The sequence below is a fragment of the Pseudoalteromonas rubra genome, assembly GCF_004212645.1.
GTDB lineage: Bacteria > Pseudomonadota > Gammaproteobacteria > Enterobacterales > Alteromonadaceae > Pseudoalteromonas > Pseudoalteromonas rubra_G.
Genome location: NZ_PPUZ01000044.1, coordinates 16,618 through 37,197 on the forward strand (window position 1 = coordinate 16,618; position 20,580 = coordinate 37,197).

Consider the following 20,580-nt stretch of genomic DNA (forward strand, 5'->3'; position numbering starts at 1 on the left):
TATGGTGTCGCTGTTCTGGGCGGTGTCTGTTACTGATAAACCAAGTGCGCTTTTTGGTGGATCCCGTGTCAAGCACGGGATGACGGAGAAGAGGCACGGGATGACGGAGAAGAGGCACGGGATGACGGAGAAGAAAGCACGGGGTGACGGAGAAGGGGCTGTTGCTTTTAGTCAATCAGTACCAGCTCCTGCTCGATAGCAATAAACTGCTCCAGTAACAGTTGCGCCTGATGCACGTCGCTGAATTTCCAGGCGGTGGGCTTCAGGGGGCGCAGCGTGTTAAGCAGATTACCGTCTAAGTCGTAGCGGTTCAGCGTCAGGTTTTTCTGGTCCACGCTGTAAATATGCTTATCTTTTATGACCATAGCGCGTCCATTCAGAGCAGTAATTGCTTTGGCGTGGGTGGGATTGTCACCCAGTGTAAAGCGTTTTACCTTACCCTGTGCGTCACTGTAGTACACCTGCTCACCTGCCTGCCATGCGCGGTGCACGCCATTAATCCCCAGTTTGCTCAGCTCACTACTTGCCAAATCATACAGATACAACCCGCCGGGCACGGGATCGTTGATCAGCACCAGCGCTTGCCCCGGTTGATGCCAGGCCTGTACTGAATGAACTGGCAATTTTGTGCTCAGGCTGTGCTGTTGGCCAGATAAATCAGTGCGGTATAGCTTGCCACCCTGTGCCCAGAGTAAGTGTCTGGCATCCGGCGACCAGGCAAAGCCATGAACAGGATGCGAAGCGCCGATGTTGCTGAGTGCAGTGGCCCGATCCTCTTTCCATATCCAGAGCTGATCCGCACCGTTGCGATTAGAAATAAAAGCAATCTGCTGGCCGTCGGGTGAAAACTGAGCCTGCCGCTCCTGCGCCTGCGTGCGCGACAGGCTGGGGTAGGGCAGGGCGCGGCTGTTCAGATCCTTTACTGAAACAGCTACAGCCGAGTCTGTGTGACTGAGCGTCAGTTGTGCAATATCAATGTCCTTCTGGCCATTAACCGCCAGTAAGGTGTGGCGGGTCGGATGTTTGTCTGCTCCAAGCAGCTCAGTGGCGGCTGTAGGAAGCAGGCTTAATTTGCCACTCAAGGTAAGGCTGTAAAGCTGGCCGTTGCTGACAACCAGCAGCGTGCGGCCATCGGGAGTAAAGCGGCCGGTGAGCGAGGCGGTTGGGTCCATCTGTGGCAGCAAGGTAATGGTGTTGCGCTGCACTGGTTTTGCGTTTTTATCCAGCACTGTCAGAGCGTGATTAAGCGACTGATCGCGGCTAAACAGGGCAAAGTGCTGCTGGTGTGGATGATAGTCAAAGTGGTACAGGTAGTCGTCCGCTGCGGAATATAAGGTGTCGACGGCCTTGGTCAGGTCATTGTACTGCACCAGCCGGGTTTGGCTTTCGTCGCTTTGCAAATAGGCATACGCATGGTTGGGCAGCGCTTTGAGGGCGTGTGGCTGCCCTGCATCGCACAAATAACGCGGCTCGATAGCGTGTGGTTTAGTGAGCGCCTGGGCAAAATCAAGCGTAGCCAGTGCCCAGCAGGACTGGGTGCTCGGTTGCTCACAATCGGCTTTGGCGGCAAACACCAGCTCGCGGCCATCCGGGGTAAAACCGGGCGCACCGAACTGTCCGGGTGTGGCGCTGAGCCGCTGCTCCTGACCACTATTTATGTGCCGTGCCCATAAGTGGCTGGTGCAGCTTCCGGCATACCGGTTAAAGACAAGATAATCGCCATCGGGGCTAAAAATAGCATGGGATTCGTGGGCATCGGTGTGGGTTAGTGGAGTCAGTCGGGTGTAACCGGGCGGCTGCGTTGTAGGCCAGACAAGATATAACAAGATACAGAGTAAGATGGTGCTTACTATCAGAAAAGAATATTTTAAATAAGGGTTTTTTGTTCTGTCTTGGTTTCTGTCTGTGCTTGATTCTGGCCAGCGCACAGGTGCCAGTAAGCGGTATCCAATCTTGGGGTGCGTTGCGATTATGCTGGGGTTTTTGGCATTGTCTCCCAGTACCTTGCGCAAAATGGCAATACAGCGTTGCAGGGCATTGGGCACCACTTCAACGCCCTGCCAGACGTGCGTCATGATCTCTTCATGGGTGACCACCAGTTCGCCATGCTCGCGCTGGCGCTTTGCCAGTAGCAGCAGTACCTGCAACACTTTGGGCTCGACCTGAGTATGCTGGCCGTTTTGGATCACCACACTGCGGGAGAGATCGATTTCAAACTCGTTAATAAAGAATCTTGTCTGTGCCATCGTAATCCGCAACTGCCTGAATCCGGCACTGAGTGTACGGCGCAATGTTATGTCTGTCGAGGTGTGCAAGCGCAGATCTGATGCGGTGAATTGTGACAGTGTATTGCTGCGGGCAGTGATATGAGGTTATATGCGCCTGAATAAAATCACCTTGCTGAGTCACCCCGGCCAGCTTACCCTTGTCATCCCGAGCAGTTTCCCCGTGTCATCCCGGCCAGCGAGCCGGGAACCATCTAAAACACAGCTCGGCTGCTGCGGACGGTAACAGCAATGTAAGTGTCAGAGTAGAGCTACCACTGCGAGTCGCCGGTGAATAGATCCCAGCTCGGAGGCCGGAGAGAAGAGGCCGGAATGGCGGAGAGAAGAGACCGGGATTTCGGAGAAAAGAGCTTGGGATGACGGAGGATATAAAACTTATCTCTTTTATTCAGTTAGTTACCGGCCCTCAGCAATTCATCAGCTTTTCATTAGGGGGGCTTTGTGGCCTTGCTCTGTGTCTTTGCGTTCAATGGCAGGCGAGTAATAACAACAGAGCGCAAAGCCTATGTACTGTGATAACAACAAACGCTTTATTTATCTTTTGGGACATTTTTTTAATCATTTCGCCAGTGTAGCTAACCACCTTAAGCCTGGCTTGAACCTGTTAGTCAGGCAGCCATTCGTTTTGCTGCTGATATCTGCCATTGCCATGGTGGGCGTATGTCCATTCGCTCATGCGCAATCGCGCGAAGCGCAGATCATCGAACGCACGGTAGCAGCTTATGGCGGTGAGCACTTACTAGCTTTGCCAGGCATCTCGGTCAGTGAAACCTGGTATCACTATTCTCAGTGGCTTAGCGGCCATGCTTTGCAGGGACCCATGGTCACCTATTTAAGCGAGCTGCAAAACGACTATCGCATCGATTTTGTCGCTCAGCGTAAGGTATTTAAACAGGCCAATTCACGCCGGGTAGGCAGTCATGGTAGCGATGCCCCTGAAGTGATCCATCGGCTGTTTGCAGGCAATAAAGGGGCAAGCATTGACCATGCACTACAACGCTTCCAACCCAGCTCGCGTATTACCTTTGATAATACCACGCTGGGCTACGAAGCCATGCTGGATACCCTGATCGTGCGTAAGCTCGCGCAGCTTAAGCAACCCAGTCAGTGGCTGGATACGGCGTATATTGCCGGCGTGCCCCACGATGTGATAGCGGTGCCGTTGGATGGTAACTCGCAAGCCAGGTACACACTTTACCTCAACCAAAACAACGGGCTATTGAGCCGGATGATGACCGAGCAGCAGGGCAAAAAGCGCTTTTATGACTTTATGGCCCATCGCACCAGCGGGGCCATTCGCTGGGCATCTCAGGTGCTCGTCAGCACCGCGGATGGCCCGCAGTATCACAGCAAAGCGCGCACTGTCTCGGTGGCTAAGCCTGTGGATACGTCTTTCCAAATTCCTGCGGCGTATTCGCGGGCACCAGCGGTAACGCCTTTTGATATTTCTGAATTGACCGTACGTGAGCTGGCAAGCGGTGTTTATTTTGTCGGCCAGGACTGGGGCTACAGCCTATTTGTTGATGTTGGTGATTATCTGATCTCGGCGGGCACCTGGCAGATGAACGAGCAGGCTGGCGCCGGGACCGGATCATGGGCAAAAGCCCTGGCCAGGTTAAGACACAGCACTTCGCTCAGCAAGCCCGTGAAGTACCATATTGTGACGCACCATCATACCGATCACCTGAGAGGGCTGCGAGATACCCTGGCTGAGAACACCACCTTGCTGGTGCATCCGGCAGACAAAAACGCCGTGGCGGAAGCGCTGGGCCCACACGTCAGAATTGAAACCATCCCGGCATCTTACACCCTGGCGGGGGGAAAAATCCGCCTGCTGGATGTGCCCAACAGCCATGCCGCGCACAACCTGGTGGTGTATCTGAGTGAGCCGCAGATTTTGCTGACGGAGGATATGTTCGGCAGCAGCTTTGAGCAGGCGCTGCACTCACCGGCACGCTGGCCGGATCTCGACACCTATTATCGTCTTGACGCTCTGGTGGGGAGGCTGAACGAGCAGGGCATAAAAGTCGCTCAGTATGTGTCTTCCCATCATGGCAAAGTGCTGACTCAGGCCGATATTGAGCGCGCCATGGCAATACCACGCACGGAGCGTCCGGTATTGTTGCAGCGTTTGTTTGAGGGCAAATGAGAAAAAGCGGCGCACACGAGTAGGCGAGTGCGCCGCTTGGTTGTGGCTAATCGGGGCGGTTACTCATAACGCAGTATTAAAGAAGGACGGGTGCTGGCCGCTTTAAAAGCCAGACAGGCCACGGTTAGCCAGGTAATGGCCAGCACGCCCAGCGTGGCGGCGGCGTAAACCCAGGCGGCTTGCTCAATGCGCTCGTTAAAGTTGTTCAGCCAGGTGTTCATGACCCAGTAGCTCACAGGCATGGCCAGCAGGCCACCAATGCCTACTATGGTAATGAACTCCTTAGATAAAATGGTCACTATGCTGATGCGAGAAGCCCCCAGCACCTTGCGTACGGCTACTTCTTTTTGTCGGCGAATAGTGGCGAACGACGCCAGACCTAAAATGCCCATACAGGTCAGTACAATCGACAGCGTACTGAACAGCAGCACCAGTTGCTGCATTCTGAACTCATTGATATGGGCGCGCTGATAGTCGTCTTCAATCAGGCTGATCTCCACCTCTGGCATCGCCAGTTCATCGCGAATGATTTGTCCGGCCTGACGCATCACCCGTGCTTTGTTTACATCGGGGTGCAGCTTTATCACCAAAGTACCAATCGCCACATTGATATCGCCGGCGGTCAGTAATACCGGGAGTTGCTGCTGACGTGCTGAGCCAATTTTAATGTCTCTGACAATACCGACCACCGTAGCGCGGGCGCGGCCCGAGTGTGAACTGAGGGTTTGACCAATCAGCACGCTGGGGTCGTCGTAGCCGGCTTGTTTTGTAAGGCTTTCAGACAGCAATACAGAAAATGACCGAATGTTATCGTCGCTGGTCTGGATCCAGTCACTGGCAAACTGAGGTGAAAAATCGCGTCCGGCTATCAGCTCCAGCCCCAAAGTTTCAACCGCATGAAAGCCGGTGGCTATGGTTGGCTGTGTGCCTTCCAGGCGCTCGCCGTTAGGAAACACCAAAAACAGCTCTGAGGTCATATCGTTCGTCAGCAAAGTATCCGACTGAGTGACCTGGGCAACGCCATCCAAAGCCCTGAGGGTTCTCAGCACCCGGGGCTCGGCCTCCTGATACAGCGCCTCTGCGGGCAGGTTTTTAATGATCAGCCTATCGTTTTTCGCATACCCCACCGGCAGGTCGTTGATCAGCGCCATTTGTTTGTAGACCACGGCAGCCGCTACAATTAGCGCTACAGATAAGGCCCCTTGCAGTCCGAGTGTGAGTTTGCGCACCCAGATGGCGGTTTTGCCACGTTGCAGGTCGCCACTGAGCACCCGCTTGGCACTGAAAGAGGCAATAAACAGCGCCGGATACAGACCGGAGATCACTCCGATCAGCACCACTACGGCCATGACGGCCACCAAGAACAGTGGTGAAAAACTCAATGACAAGCTGCGCTCCAGTAACTGATTGGCATAGGGGATCATCATTTCCACCAGGGCCAGCGCCACCAGTGCGGCAATCAAAACAATAAACAAAGACTCCGTTAAAAACTGGGTGATCAGTTGCGTTTTACTGGCGCCCAGCGCTTTGCGCACGCCCACTTCTTTGGCGCGTTTTGCCGCACCGGCTATGTTGAGGTTGATAAAGTTCACACTGGCGATGACCAGCAGCAAAATGGTCAATGCAATACACACCTGCATCACCAGGCGCGAGCCCCCTTGTTTCATCTCAAACGGACCACTGCTGTTAAAGTGCAGCTCCGACAGACGGCTGAGCTCCAGTGCTCTGAGTTTGCGCCGACCGATTGACTGCTCGCGCATGGTTTCTGTCATCTGTCTGGCGATAAGCTCCGCATCTGCGCCTTCGCTCAGGCGCATGTAGACATAGCCGATAAAGGGCATTTTTGTCGCTTTGGGCAACGCGGCAAGGGTGTCGAACACAAAGTGGGTGTTGTCCGGTAAATCATCGAAGACGGCGGCTATCTCGTACTGGCCGCGCTGGTACGACAGGGTTTTTCCCACCGCGTTGACGCTGCCAAACAGGCGCAGTGCTTCGGCGCGGCTGATGGCCAGCAGACCCGGACGGCTCAGGGCCATGCCCAGGTCGCCGTGCAGCACCGTCATATTGATAAACTCAGGTAAATTGGCTGTCGCCAGATAGACTTTGCTCAGGCGCACCTGCTCACCGGCCACGCTCACATCCAGCGTCATCGGCTCGGCCGAGTAGGCCAGGTTGTCGGTTGAAACCAGCATCATCACGTCTTCCACCTGAGCATGATTTTGCATGTTCAGGGCATGGTGAGAGTCAGACGCGGCGATCAGTTGCAGGCCCCAGGCGCGGTAGTCGGTATGCACCCGGTAGACGCGCTCGGCATTGGGGTGCTGTTTGTCAAAAGACAGCTCATAGGCGCCAAACAGCGCCACCATAATGGCCGCCGCCAGACCAATGCTAAAGCCGGCCAGATTAAGGGCAAAGTGACGGGTATCTTTTTTAATCGCCCTTAGCGTGGTTTTAAAATAATTCACTAACATAACGGGGTCTTCCTTCTAATTCCGAGCGTTAAGCGGCTGGCCAAACGCTGTTGGCTTTGTCCAGCATTACCTGGCCATCGAGCAGCCGCACCAGGCGATCGGCATAGGCCCCTTCCTTTTCGGAGTGGGTGACCACAATCACTGTGGTGCCTTCGCGGTTCAGCTCCCGCAGCATGGCCATCACTTCTTCGCCATTTCTGGAATCCAGGTTACCGGTGGGCTCATCCGCCAGGATCAGTTTGGGGTTGATCACCAGGGCTCGGGCAACGGCCACTCGTTGTTGCTGACCGCCCGATAACTGCTGCGGCAGGTGATCGGCGCGGTGATCAATGGCAACCCGTTTTAAAATTGCCTCAACCCGTTGCTTGCGCTCGGCTTTTGAGATGTTCTGATATTGCAGTGGCAGCTCGACATTTTCGAAGACGGTCAGCTCGTCAATCAGGTTAAAGCTCTGAAAAACAAAGCCGATGGACGCTTTGCGCAGCGCTGCCAGGCGTTTTTCGCTATACCCGGCAATGTCGGTGCCGGCAAATTCAAACGCGCCGGAAGTGGGCGAGTCGAGCATGCCCAAAATAGACAGCAGGGTTGATTTACCGCAGCCCGAGGGGCCCATAATGGCCAGAAAGTCGCCTTCATTAACCTCCAGGTCAATCTCGTTCAGCGCGATGGTTTCTACGTCTTCGGTACGAAATACCCGGCTCAGGTTGGTCAGTTTAATCATCTTTAATTCCTTCAGGCTGTTGTTATTCTGGTTTTAGTTCAGTTGTAATGTCTGTGCTTTATTAAACTGGCTGTAGCTGGAGGTGATCACCTGATCGCCCGGCGCCAGTCCTTCTAATACTTCAAAGTAATCGCGGTTTTTCTTGCCCAGTACAATGTCTTTGCGCACCGCACTGTCACCCGTCACCACATACACCCAGTTGCCACCGCTGCTGGTATAAAACGCGCCGCGGTTGATCAGCAGGGCATTGTCATTGCTGTCTCCCAACATCAGCGCGACATCCAGATTCTGACCGCGCTTGATGCCAGCCAGCCCCGCAGGCAGTGCCACTTCAACCTGAAACTGCGCGTTGGTGACCCGGCTGTCAATTTTGCTTACCTGCGCATTCACTTGCTCGCTGTCCAGTGACACTTGTACCGCCATGCCGCTGTGCACCTGGTTCAGATAGAACTCGTCGAGACGCACCGTGAGTTTGTATTCGTCGGGGATATCTATCTGACCGAGGCGTGCGCCACGCTCTTTCGATTCGCCAATTTCAACGTCCAGCTCACTCAGGTAGCCAGAGACCGGCGCTTTGATCAGCAGATTGTCGAGGTTGTGGCGGGCAAACTTGAGGTTCTTTTGCAGCATCTCGGCACTATCTTCGAGCTGCGCTACCTGCACCTCACGTATGGTATTTTCCTGTTTCTGGCGGTCCAGTGTCAGCTCCTTGCGGGCCTGGTAGTAGGCTAAATCGTCTTTTATCTCATCCAGGGTGTCCTGCGCCAGCACGCCTTTTTTAGCCAGCTGAACAGACTGCTTGTAGCGTCTTTTCAGATGGTTGATCTGCAGCTCTATTTCCAGCAAGTCGCGACGCAGATTAAGGCGGCTGGTTTCCATGTTCATTTGTGTGTTACGCAAAAAGTTAAGCTGCTCGGTCACCTGGGCTTCGCGGCTCATCACATCCAGTTGCAGGTTGGTGTTGCTCAGGCGCACCAATGGCTGGCCCTGTTCAACATATTCACCCTGCTCAACCAGGCGCTCTTCAACCCGCCCGCCTGCCACAGTGTCGAGGTAGATGGTGGTTTTTGGTACCACCTGGCCGCGCAGGCTCAGCGCATCAATAAACTGGCCTTGCTTGACGGTGCTGATGGTCAGGCTATTAAGCGCCACCGTCTGACTGCGCCCGGTGCTGCCGGGCTGAACAAAGGCATAGGCCAGGGCGGTGGCCAGTATCAGGCCGACGGCCACGCCTGTTTTCAGGTGTTTTTGTAATCCTGAGCGTTCAATTTTCTTATCCATAGTGCCACTCCTGTTGTCGATTCTTTGCAGGTATATGGAGTCAGTTAATCAAGTGGCGTGCCAAAAGTTAAAAGTTAATAAATACAATCGGTTACTGGCTTTTAGTAAGAGGGGACTGAGCACAAGTGTCCGCTAATAGAACAGTGCTGTTTGTACAACTGCCCATAAATGGACACATCCGCATGCAATGCGCTAAGCTTGCAGGCAAATAAAAATAAAACAGGGACAGCGCGTGAGTGCAAAACAACCCGGGACCATTTTAGTGGTGGACGATAACCCGGATATTCTGGTTGCGGCAAGGCTGCTACTCAAACAACACTACCAGCTAGTTAAAACCACAGATAACCCGTTTGATATCGAAGACATGATCAAGGCCCATGGCATTGAAGTGATCCTGCTGGATATGAACTTTAATCGCGATGCCATTAGCGGTCAGGAAGGGTTTTACTGGCTGAAGAAAATCATCCAGCAGGACCCCAGTATTGTGGTGCTGCTAATGACCGCCTATGGCGATATTCAGCTGGCGGTCGATGCCATCAAGGCCGGGGCGGCGGACTTTATTGCTAAGCCCTGGCAAAATGAGCAGTTGCTCGGCGCCGTAGCGGCGGCATTTGCTCATGCCAAAGATAAGCAGCAGCTGGGTAAGCTGACCCGCCAGACGCAGGGGCTCAATCAGGCCTTAACCGAGTCATCAACGAGCCCGGTATTTGATTTTCTGGGCCAAAGTGCGGCCATGCAGCAGGTATTTGCCACCATAGACAAAGCGGCCCAGTCAGATGCCAATATCCTGATCACCGGGGAGAGTGGTACGGGTAAAGAGCTGGCTGCTCATGCCATTCATCGCGCCAGTCTGCGTGCGGCGCAGCCGATGATCAGCCTGGATATGGGGGCGATTTCCGAAAGCCTGTTCGAAAGCGAGCTGTTTGGTCACAAAAAGGGCGCGTTTACCGATGCCAAAAGCGATAAAATAGGGCGCTTTGAACTGGCCAGTGGCGGCTCACTGTTTCTGGATGAGCTGGGGAACCTGCCTATGCAGCAGCAGGCCACCTTGCTGGCGGCGTTGCAAAATCGCTGTGTTACGCCGGTGGGCGGCACTAAAGCGGTTGAGGTGGATATCCGGCTGATCTGTGCAACCAACGACAACCTGCAACAGGCGGTCAATGAAGGGCGTTTCCGGCAAGATCTGCTGTACCGTATTAATACTGTGGAAATTCGCCTGCCGCCGCTGCGTGAGCGCAGCGAAGATATCCCGTTGCTGGTGAACTATTATCTGACGCACTTTGCACACAAATACAAACGTACATTGCAGATCGCTGAGCAGGATATGGCCGCGCTGTGTGGCTACACCTGGCCTGGCAATGTGCGCGAGCTGGCCCATGCCATTGAGCGCGCCGTGATCCTGTCTGACGGTGACAGGCTGGATATCAGCTCAGTGCTAGGTGCAAATTCGGCAGTTCAGAGCACGCCGGGCAAAGGCCCGGCTGACGATTACGATACATTCGATTTAGAGGTGCTGGAGCAACGGGCAATTCGCGCTGCGCTCAAGCATTATCAGGGTAATGTCAGCCATGCCGCCAAAGCGCTGGGGTTAACCCGCGGTGCCATGTATCGGCGCTTAGAAAAATATGGTTTGTAGGGCCTGGTTATGCATAATCTGAAACGCTATCCCCGCTGGGTATTGACCTTACAACTGGGTGCTTTGTGCATGCTGGTCAGCGGCGCAACGGGGCATTATCTTCAGGGGGGGCTCAGCGCCACCTGGTTGTTACTGTTATTGCTGATAGTGGTGTGTGGGGGCGCGGTGTTTACCCTGTTTGGCCAGCAGCAAAGGCAAAGCACGGCGGTGATCCGGGCGCTGGTAAACGGCGACAGTACGTTGCGGCTGGGCCCCAGCCATCCGCTCCATCAGGAGTATGACGAGATCCGCCACACCTTGCAGGCGGCGCGTTTTAAAGCTGAGCAGCAAGCACAGTTTTTTCAGGCTTTACTCTTGCACATTGAGCTGGCAGTGCTGGTCTGTGACAGCGACGGCAAAGTGATTGAATCCAATCCGGCAGTGGCGCGCCTGCTGGGCAAGCCAGTAAGCAGTGTACAGCAGCTTGAACACCTGGGCGAATTAATTCAGCGCTGTGATACTCAGTTAAAAACCAGTGCGCCCTGGCAGCGTGGTGAGCAGCAGGATACCTTGTCGGTGCAGATCAGTGTGGCACAAATTCAGGGCCAGATCCGCAAAGTGATCACCCTGACCTCCATCCACAATGCGCTGATCAACAAAGAGCAGCAGGCTTATAAGCGTCTGACCCGGGTGTTAACCCATGAAGTGGCTAATTCTATCACACCTTTGTCCTCCATTGCTCAGTCCTGCCGTGGGTTATTACCCGATACGTTATGTTTTGATGATGAGGACGATAAAGACGACCTGATTTTGGCACTGAACACATTGGCGGCCCGTACCGAGCATTTAGGAGAATTTATCACCCGTTTCAGAGCGCTCAGCAGTTTGCCGCGCCCGAGCCTCAAGCCTACCGATTTGGCGCCTTTGCTGGAGCGGTTACTCGCCTTGCATAAAAATCAGCTCGATGAGGCGGGGATCCGAAGTGAGCTGACGGTGTCAACCAAACTGTTGGTGATGCTGGACCCCGGACAGGTTGAGCAGGTGCTGATCAACCTGCTGACCAATGCCATTCAGGCCATTGAGCAGGCGCACCCCACTTTGCAGCCAGTGATCCACCTGACGCTGGCACAGAACGACGCGCAGCAGGTGTATGTGGAAGTTCGTGATAGCGGTCCGGGTGTGGAGCCCCATGTGGTGGATATGATGTTTGTGCCTTTTTTTACTACAAAACAGCAAGGCTCCGGGATTGGTCTGAGCCTGTCGCGGCAGATCATGGTCAGTCATGGTGGCGACCTTATCTATTTGCAAAAACCTCAGGGGGCCTGCTTTCGCTGTGTGTTTGGCTGAGCCCTGTGCGCATTAATAGTTAATATGCAGGCTCAGCTCAACGGTTCTGGGTGCGGCAATGGCAGCCTGGGCCGGGTAAAAAATATCTGCCCAGGGCGCGTAGGTCTCATTTAGTAGGTTGCGCACATTGAGATTGAGCCTGGCGTGTTCGAACTGGTAGGCAGCAAACAGGGTAACCGTTTCGTAGCGCGCAAAGGTCACTGAATTTTGAAAATTACCATAGCGGTCACTGACATGGCGCACACCGCCGCCAATCTCAAGCGGTAAGCCCATAATCTGATCCCAGCTAAACCAGGCATTGGCCACAATTTCGGGCACATTCGGTGGGGTGTGGCCGCTGGCGTTGACACCAAAGTCCGGATCGACAAAGGATCTGTAGCTGGCATCGGTATAGGCAATATTTCCCCCTAAACGAAAATGCTCGGTAGGCTGGCTGGTAATGGCCAGCTCCAGCCCGTGCGCCACATGGGTGCCTGAATTGCCCACGGTATCGTGGGAGGTCAGCAGCAAAATATTACGCCGCGCGATATCAAACCAGGAGACGGTTAGCTCGCTCTGCCATGCGCTCAGCATCGTTTTGATGCCAAATTCGTACTGACGAATATCGGTGAAATCAAAGTTCTCATTAGCGTTGACCAGGTAAATATTTGACCCCACCGGGTCGTGTCCGGTGCTCCAGTGAGCATATGCACTGAGCGACTCACTGAACTGATAGCTGGTACCCAGCTGATAGGCAAGTGGCGTAAAGGTGCGCGCAAAGCTTTCATCGGCAAGAAAAGCGCCCGATACATCATAGTTGTCCCGGTCCAGCCGGATATGGTCGCGGCGCAGACCGCCAAACAGGCGCCAGTCTGGGGTGACCGACAAGGCATTGTTCAGATAGATGCCCCACTGGCGAATGTCGGTCGGACTGAGGTGTTTGTCTAACGGACCGAACTGGCCGGCAACGGGGGCAAATAAGGAGACGCTGTCTCCGTCGGGAAAGCCCCTTTCCCGGCTAAAATCGGTGGCTTTAAATTCTGCGCCAAAGGCTAGCTGGTGGGGCATGTTCGCTATTTTGTGGTGATACACCATTTCAAGCTTATTGCCATAAAAGGTGTGGTCGTGAAAAACAAAAAAACGGTCCCGGTCAACCTGTCCGCTGGCCGGGTTAAACACATAGCTTTCGGCGTTTTGCCAGGCGCGATCGGCTTTAAAATGGAACAGGGTATTGCTGAGCGACAGCGCCTCTGTGAGCTGCCAGTTGACACTCAGGCGCGACCACAAATGCTCGGAGTCAGAGCGGCTGTCGGCAACATTGTAGTTGAGGTAGCGGGTTTGCAGATCCAGCACCCGATCATCGGTGCTGGTGACGATGTCGCTGTTTGGATCCCTGGCGGCATCAACCGGGACTAACGGGGTACCCCAGTAGGCAGGGAGGTCATCTTCCAGGTAATCAAAACTCACCAGCCAGCGGAGGTCTGTTCTGGGTTGCCATAGCAGTGACGCCGTCGCATTGAGAGAATGAGACTGAGTTTGCGCAACCCAGCCATCGGATTGGGTTTTATTCACATCAACCCGGGCAGCAGTGCTTGCCGACACCGGCATATTTAACCCCACACCCCATTCTCGGGTGTCAAAGCGTGACTGCGAGACAAAGGCTTCACTGCTGACGGGGGCGTCCAGTTGTGGCTTACGGGTGATCATGTTAATCACACCGGATGCCGTGCCCTGGCCAAATTGCAGCGTGGCAGGTCCTTTTATAACCTCGATTTGTTGCAGGTTAAAGGTATTGTGGGGGCGCATAGTCATCGACGCCGGGCCAAGCTTGATGCCGTCACGCACCACAGAGACGGAATCACGAATATAGCCACGCATGGCAAAGCTCGAAGGCTCGGCGGGTGATTCGCCCGATATCACGCCCACCAGGTTCTCGACTGCGCCGGTGACTGTGGTCAGGCCGCGCGCACGCATGGTTTTACGTTCAATGACATCAATACTGAAGGGCAGGTTGAGCGCACTCAGGTTAAATGGATTGGCACTGATAGGGGTGGTTTCCAGGTTCAGATCGCGCACGGCCGAGCCACTGAGGGTGACGTTCAGTAATTCATCCAGGCTCAGCTCGAATATATCCGCATCCTCAGCTGCCTGTGTCGTCGCAGTAAAGGCGCACGTCAAAAATAACAGTGCCTGGCCCGCACCCTGCGCAATCGTTATTGTCATTGAAAATCATAGATTAATTTATTGTTTACTGAGTGTAGTACAGTCTGACGGGTTCGTCCGTGTTGGCGAACAAGGGGTAGGTGTACAGTGTTGCGAAAATACCACTGGAGTATGCGGTGGTTGAGTGTCAAAAAGGGTGGTGGGTATTGTGAAGTTGCGAGTCATACAGCAGACTCGCAACTTAGGCGTTTACTAATTAAACGTGCTGATTAGTTTTGATATCTATCCAGCCATTCACGGATCTTTCTGGCCTTGGTATAGGTCAGTGTCATATGTGCTTCGTTGTTACTTGGATAAGCCGCGACTTCATCCCAGTAGTTTGCACTGCCAGCCAGGGCTGAGCGGGTTGAAACAAAAGAATGCTTTTGACCTATTGTCACATAAGGTGTGATTGGGTGTTCCTGCTCCGCAATCAGATCGGAAAAGACTTGATAAAAGTCCGCATAGCCACCTGCCACGTTATCAACACTTGGCTTAGTGTAAACTTTAAAGTATTTGCTTCCGCCGTTATACCATTTACGGTGCAGCTTAAAGTGCGATGTCATAATAGAAGTAGGGGCGCCCTGAGTACGGCTTTGCGCACCATTGGTGATTGCCAGGGTCGGTACAGTTTGTACGTGACCAAGCCCGGCAAGTTTTGACAGCAGCGCACTGCGATCTGACGAACCTGAAGGGGTGTCCATGATCAGCTCTTTAAAGGTTTTGGTATTCAGCTTGGCTTTAATGGCTTCCAGCTTACGACGTGCTTCACGGCAGGTACCGCTTAAGCCACACAGACTTGAGTCGACCTTATCCAGCAGGCGATTGGTGTTATCCAAAATTGAACGTGGGAAGTTTGCTCCCAGATGTGGTGCGTCGAAAGAAATGAAGGTCGCGACATTGTTGAGTGAGCCGGTTTTTTCAATTTCGCGCAAGGCAAAGCGGGTCACAACGCCACCCATAGATAAGCCGACAAAAGAGGTTGAAGAAACGCCCGACTTACTATTGATGACTTCTAATAAACGTTTAACACCGTCAGCGTTGTACTCAATGCCTTTGTCCTGAGATCTGTAACGGTACAAGATCACATCGTACCCTGCGTTTCTCAGGCTGCTCATCAGGCCACCGCTGTTTACGTCATTGTAAAATGCTTGTTTGGTATAGCTGGAGTCTGAAATGTCAACGTGATAAGGCTGAACAACAACGACGGGCTTATCAAGTCGATTGTCATTGCCCAAGTATACATCGGCGTAACCATAAGAGTATCTTGGGTATTCAGTCCAAAGGCGGCAGGTACGCTGTGGTGAAATAGCAAATTCCTGAGCTGCTGATTCTTGCATGGAGGCAGCACCACTTGGCTGTGGATCGGCACCGAGCGGGTTCTCACCATCCCACCATTCACAAAAACGGTTCATTTCGGTTGAGTTGATATACCAAGTGCTGCCGGTGCTACTGGTAGTTGCCATGCGCTGAGCAGAAAGTGATTTAAATGGTGTGCTCAGGCGTTCTTTTTCGGCGTTTTGTGCATCTTTACCAAACATTGAAATGGTATGTGATGCACCAACCGTCAGACCGTATTCGTCCACTTCCTGGTTTTGTGCGAGCGCAGAGTTTGCTGAAACGGCAAGAAGTGCCATCGTGATTGTTTTTATTTTCATGAATATTTCCTGTTTTTCCAATAGTCCTGTATTAGGAATGGGTAATTTAATTGGTTGTTATAATAAGATCAATAGGTTGGATTTTGTTGGTTTATCAGTTGTTCTTATTTGTTAAATTGTTATTCGTGTGGTCGTATCGCTCGAGAGGTCGAACAGGGTAATATCTTGCGCTGTGTAAATATGTCGCCTTCATTGCCATTAATATGGGAATAAATTCTCTAACCATTGATAGTGTTGTGAATATTTTTACTTCGACGAAAGGTTTGTGCATCAAAAGCGGTGCGTCAGGTTGCTGCGAGAAAATGAGGTGGCGATGAATTCAATTAACCATGTGTAACTCAATTATTACAATAAAAATAAATAGTGCAAAAAAAACAATGAAAAAAGTGAGAAAAATTATTTATGGAGGGGTGGAATGAAATTTGGGCCCTAAAGGGGCAGGCCCATAAGTGCGAAAAATTAAAAGCGGTAACCGATATGCAGGCCAATCAATGCTTTGGTCTCTACTTTTTCGGTACCAAAGATATCGAGTATGTCAGAGCGATACTCCCGCTCATCGGTGCGACGAACCCCGACGCTAGCACCAAATGCCCAACCTTCCTGAAGCGCGCCTTGTGTATAGTAATGGTAGGTAAGTGCGGCAAACCCTTCTTCACTGGTGAGTACCTCACTGCCGGCGGTTACCCCTAACGTATGCTTGCTATCCTTACTCAGGATGTATTCGTAGCTTATGGCTGCGCCAACTAAGCCTGCTGAAAGCGATACAAGGTGGTCGTCGTTTACGACATTGGTATACTGAACGCCAATCAGGCCGCCATACGGGTATCCAGCACCTACGCTGAGCTCGGCCTGTGCGGGGTTAATATAGCTCGCGGCTAATAGCCCCAATGCCAAATGGAGTGTTTTTTTCATTCTATTTTTATCCTTAATACATAGCAGCGCATGATAGTGAACACAGGTTCGCTATCAGCCAGTCTATTCGTTTACCCATGATGGGAATTGCACTGCACATACTCAGTTAATCACGATGACGCGGGTGTTTAATTTTGCCGGCCGGTGTAACCAGATAAACGACTCTATGCGTTAACAAGTTGTATCTGAGTGTGGCGATCCTGTTTATATAGAACTTAGGTACATGTGTCTATGTTTATTTGTTGGCGGGGCACTCAGGCAGGGTTAGTCAGGATGTTCGTCAAGACGCGACAGGTGGACATGCTCAGCCGGATGCGGCACAGTACGGCTTTTGTTGTCACAGACACGCCCTATGCTTGCCAACTATATTACCCGTGTTCACCATGTTGCGATTATTTGCTCTGATTATGCACGCGCCAAAGCCTTTTATATTGATGTGATCGGGTGCACCGTCGTTGCCGAAAATTATCAAAGCGGGCGTCAGAGCTATAAGCTGGATCTCATGCTGCCAGATGGCACCCAGATTGAACTGTTTCACTTTGCCGCAGCGCCTGCGCGTCCCAGTTACCCGGAAGCCCTGGGCCTGCGCCACCTTGCACTGTCCGTCACTGATATCGAAGCAGCACGCAACGCACTGATAGCCAAAGGGGTGAGTTGTGAGCCCATTCGCATCGACCCCTACACTCAAAAGCGCTTTTGTTTTTTTGCCGATCCGGATGATTTACCGCTGGAATTATATGAAGCGTAGCGGGAGTGATGTCTGCGCAGGTTTGTTCCTTTTTTGGTTCCTTATGATACCATCGAGGCCTCGTCATATCAGGAAGTAATAATATGAAAAAGAATGGTTTAATCATTGGTTTGAGTTTATTGGTGCTGGCTGGGTGCAAAGTATCTCAACCCGCGCCGTATGAGAAAGACAAGGCTCCAGAGGAGCGTCAGGAATACAGTGGTGTTGAAGGTCTGGCTCAGGCACAACGGGATCAGGTTTACCTGATGGACAAGGAACTCAGAGACAAATGCAATGATGCGCAGGTGGATTTCGCAGTAGCCAAGAGCAAGAACAACGAGGCCGAGATGGCCAGACAAACCAAACTCATCAAGCAAACCTGCCGACAGTAGCACACATAGAAAGGGCCGCAGTGACATGCGGCCCTTTTTGTGACTAAATCTAGATTTGTTTAATCAAACCAGATTACTGGAACGAGATTACTCGAACCAGGTTACTGGAATGAAGTTAATCAAACCAGATTACTGGAAACTCACACTCACTTCGTTTGAGCAAATATCACTTGCCTGACAGATCTTATAGGTGAAGCCCGTTACCGCAGGGTCGCGGCCGAAATCACGGAACTGACCTGAGTTATTGACTGTACGCAGCAGGGCGCCATCGCGATAGATGTCGACTTGCTCAGCGCTGCTACCAGACCATGACAGGGATACCCGGTAGAAGCCCAGACGTGACTTGTTAGTACGTACCACTTCCAGTGCGATATCGTCAGAGCTGACAGTCACTTCCTGTGTGGTGCTGTTGCTGTTACCTTCGCTGTCAGTGACAGTCAGTGTCGCAGAGTAAGTGCCCGACGTGGTGTAAACATGGGTCGGATTCGCATCGCTACTGCTGTTGCCGTCACCAAAGTCCCACTGCCAGCTGACGATGTCATTGTTGGCATCGGTGCTGCTGTCAGTAAAGGTCACGCTCAGGCCACTCTTTTCAAAGCTGAAACCGGCAACCGGAGGCTGTGCAGAGACTTCACCCAGACCTGTCAGTGTCAGCGTCCAGTTATTCAGAGTCCCTGTATCCACACCCGCGTTGTCTGACACATTCAGTGTCCAGTCACCACGTGCGGCTTCACCATTAAAGGCTGCTGAATCGAAGCTGCCAACCAGGTTGTCAGTGCTGCCGCCGCTGCGGTTGTGCAGGGTGACTGAGGTACCCGCCGGAGAAGTCAGGGTGACCAGCAGATCGCCAATATAGGTGTGAGTGATGTCGACCAGCGTGTTGCTGCCGAAAATGGTGATGTCGTCAGCAACCGTGATCACTGAGCTGATACCATTGGCATCGTTATCAGGAATATCCACAGCCGTAGTGTTGTCATAGCTGAAGTCGCTCAGGCCCTGTGGCAGTACAGACAGGCTAACAGTTTTGCTTTCAGCCAAGTCGCCAGAGGTGGCGTTGACTGTGAAGCTGTAGTTACCCCACTGAGTATCCGCCGTGGTCGGAACGGTTAGGGTGACTGTGCTACCGGGTGTTGCGGTGTTTTGTGACAGCACGGCGCCTGGCAGTGCGCTGTCCAGTGTCAGCGCGATGTCGCCTTGCCAGTCAGCCACTGAGGTGAAGTTGAATTCATAGCTGGCCGTTTCACCCGCTGTGATTTCCTGTGCGCCTGGCGTAACGCCCATTCTGAAGCCAGGTGACGGATCGGCATCAAGCAGTGCCTGGTGTGCATTCAGACGCGTGCCAGCCACGGTTTTACCTTCCAGTGCTGCATTGGCGTCACCGCTTTGCATCAGCAGGTTTTTCAGTGAAAGTGTATCCAGCGTCGGGTCGATAGACAGCACCAGTGCTGCGACACCGGCAACATGTGGTGTCGCCATGGATGTACCTGAGAAGCTGCTGTAACCGCCGCCCGGTACCGTTGACAGAATGGCACTACCTGGTGCACCCATGTCAACCGACGTCAGACCCCATTGTGAGAAAGAAGACATAGTGTCATTGTCTGTGGTTGAGGCAATTGAGAACACGCTGTCATGCTCATAGCTAGACGGGTAGTGCGGGTTGCTGTCGTTATCGACTGCGCCGTTACCGGCTGCCGCCACAAACAGGATATCCGCGTTTTCACTGGCCGTGATGGCGTCTGCCAGCGTTTGGCTGAAACCGCCGCCGCCCCAGCTGTTGTTTAGAACGCGTACGTTATGGCCCGCCTGCTTGAGTGAGACCATGTAATCGATACACTCAATCGCATCCGAAGTGGAGCCGCTGCCTGAGGAGTCCAGGAATTTACAACCGACGATAGAGACTTCGTGGTTTACGCCCACCACACCCGTGGCGTCGTTACCTGTGGCACCGATAGTACCTGATACGTGAGTACCATGGCCCTGGTCATCCATTGGGTCGCCTGTGCCTGTGATGGCATTCACACCGTATACATCATCGACATAGCCATTGTTATCGTTATCTATACCATCTCCTGCGATCTCACCTGGGTTTTGCCACATGTTTGCCGCCAGATCCGGGTGTGTGTAGTCAACCCCGGTATCGATAACACCGACAATCACGTCGCGTGAACCTATGCTGATATCCCAGGCTTCTGGCGCATCGATATCGGCATCTTCAACGCCACCGGTTTGTCCTGTGTTGTGCAGACCCCACAGCTCACCGAAGCGTGCATCATCTGGAATACCCAGCGCCTTAACCTGATAATCCGGCTCAACAAATTCTACCGCCGGGTGTTTTGCCAGTTTTGCAATGGCCTCTTTGCTGCTGAGCCCGTCCAGTTTGAAGTTGGCAAGGCGGCCCGACAAGACGTGCTTATAACGGTCATCGACTTCATCGGCGTTATTATCGGAAATTCGTGCTTTAACCAGGTTACGAGCCTGAGCGCGCAGGGCACTGGACGCATCTTTTTTGAAGACTACCATGACGCTGTTGTCATTGGTTTTTTCTGTCGCTGTGATTTGTACTGCAGCTTGTGCTGCGCCGCTGAAAACTGGCAGTAATGCCAATGTTAAGGCAGAAAATTTTAATTTCATCATTTGTCCTAGATTGTAAGTTGAGTTGTTGACCATGACGTCATGGTGTGTGCTCGACTTAAGTGGGCATGATGTGTAAACCACCAGGCCCGGAGGCTGGCAGTCGATAACTCGGTTTGGCAACTGAGCTCACGCTAAAACAGCCTGAATTGAGGATGCAATTTCAAAGCGTGTTTTGGTGGTAAAAATCCCACTTTTTTGTCATTTGAA

General features: G+C 52.7%; 13 protein-coding genes. 5 read left to right on the plus strand and 8 right to left on the minus strand.

The genetic code is table 11. The annotated features are described in order from the left end of the window. Positions 1–167 precede the first annotated feature (167 nt). Entirely contained in the window at positions 168–2,246 is a 2,079-nt protein-coding gene (locus C3B51_RS16275; protein WP_130245751.1) for a winged helix-turn-helix domain-containing protein, read from the minus strand. Between the two features lie 664 nt (positions 2,247–2,910). Here C3B51_RS16275 and C3B51_RS16280 point away from each other — a divergent pair. Then, entirely contained in the window at positions 2,911–4,434 is a 1,524-nt protein-coding gene (locus C3B51_RS16280; RefSeq protein WP_130245752.1) for a hypothetical protein, read from the plus strand. Positions 4,435–4,493: 59 nt separating this feature from the next. On the opposite strand, the gene C3B51_RS16285 is transcribed toward C3B51_RS16280, so the two are convergent. The 3 genes from C3B51_RS16285 to C3B51_RS16295 are packed head-to-tail and all read right to left on the minus strand — an operon-like array spanning position 4,494 to position 8,907. Next, a complete protein-coding gene (locus C3B51_RS16285) occupies positions 4,494–6,905 on the minus strand; it encodes an ABC transporter permease (protein WP_130245753.1) in 2,412 nt (803 codons plus the stop codon). 28 nt (positions 6,906–6,933) lie between these two features. Then, a complete protein-coding gene (locus C3B51_RS16290) occupies positions 6,934–7,626 on the minus strand; it encodes an ABC transporter ATP-binding protein (RefSeq protein ID WP_130245754.1) in 693 nt (230 codons plus the stop codon). 33 nt (positions 7,627–7,659) lie between these two features. After that, the gene (locus C3B51_RS16295; protein ID WP_130245755.1) at positions 7,660–8,907 is read right to left on the minus strand and encodes an efflux RND transporter periplasmic adaptor subunit; all 1,248 of its coding nucleotides are present in this window, start codon (positions 8,905–8,907) and stop codon (positions 7,660–7,662) included. 232 nt (positions 8,908–9,139) lie between these two features. Here C3B51_RS16295 and C3B51_RS16300 point away from each other — a divergent pair, with 232 nt between their 5' ends. Continuing rightward, complete coding sequence (locus C3B51_RS16300; RefSeq protein WP_130245756.1) at positions 9,140–10,543, plus strand: sigma-54-dependent transcriptional regulator; 1,404 nt, start codon at positions 9,140–9,142, stop codon at positions 10,541–10,543. A gap of 9 nt (positions 10,544–10,552) precedes the next feature. Continuing rightward, on the plus strand, positions 10,553–11,869 hold the full coding sequence (locus C3B51_RS16305) for a sensor histidine kinase (protein ID WP_130245757.1): 1,317 nt from the start codon (positions 10,553–10,555) through the stop codon (positions 11,867–11,869). Positions 11,870–11,881: 12 nt separating this feature from the next. Here the strand turns inward: C3B51_RS16305 and C3B51_RS16310 are convergent, their stop codons facing one another. The 3 genes from C3B51_RS16310 to C3B51_RS16320 all read right to left on the minus strand — a co-directional run bounded on the left by C3B51_RS16310 (position 11,882) and on the right by C3B51_RS16320 (position 16,620). Then, positions 11,882–14,071, minus strand: a complete 2,190-nt coding sequence (locus C3B51_RS16310; RefSeq protein WP_130245758.1) for a TonB-dependent receptor — start codon at positions 14,069–14,071, stop codon at positions 11,882–11,884. Positions 14,072–14,280: 209 nt separating this feature from the next. Then, positions 14,281–15,708, minus strand: coding sequence for a hypothetical protein (locus C3B51_RS16315; protein ID WP_130245759.1), 1,428 nt, complete (start codon positions 15,706–15,708; stop codon positions 14,281–14,283). Between the two features lie 459 nt (positions 15,709–16,167). Further along, the gene (locus C3B51_RS16320; protein WP_125721042.1) at positions 16,168–16,620 is read right to left on the minus strand and encodes a hypothetical protein; all 453 of its coding nucleotides are present in this window, start codon (positions 16,618–16,620) and stop codon (positions 16,168–16,170) included. A gap of 352 nt (positions 16,621–16,972) precedes the next feature. Between C3B51_RS16320 and gloA2 the strand changes: the two genes are divergently transcribed. Beyond that, entirely contained in the window at positions 16,973–17,368 is a 396-nt protein-coding gene (gene gloA2 / locus C3B51_RS16325) for an SMU1112c/YaeR family gloxylase I-like metalloprotein (RefSeq protein ID WP_130245760.1), read from the plus strand. An 83-nt stretch (positions 17,369–17,451) separates the two neighbouring features. Next, entirely contained in the window at positions 17,452–17,739 is a 288-nt protein-coding gene (locus C3B51_RS16330) for a hypothetical protein (protein ID WP_130245761.1), read from the plus strand. A 129-nt stretch (positions 17,740–17,868) separates the two neighbouring features. Here the strand turns inward: C3B51_RS16330 and C3B51_RS16335 are convergent, their stop codons facing one another. Further along, positions 17,869–20,370, minus strand: coding sequence for a S8 family serine peptidase (locus tag C3B51_RS16335; protein WP_130245762.1), 2,502 nt, complete (start codon positions 20,368–20,370; stop codon positions 17,869–17,871). Between the last annotated feature and the right edge of the window lie 210 nt (positions 20,371–20,580).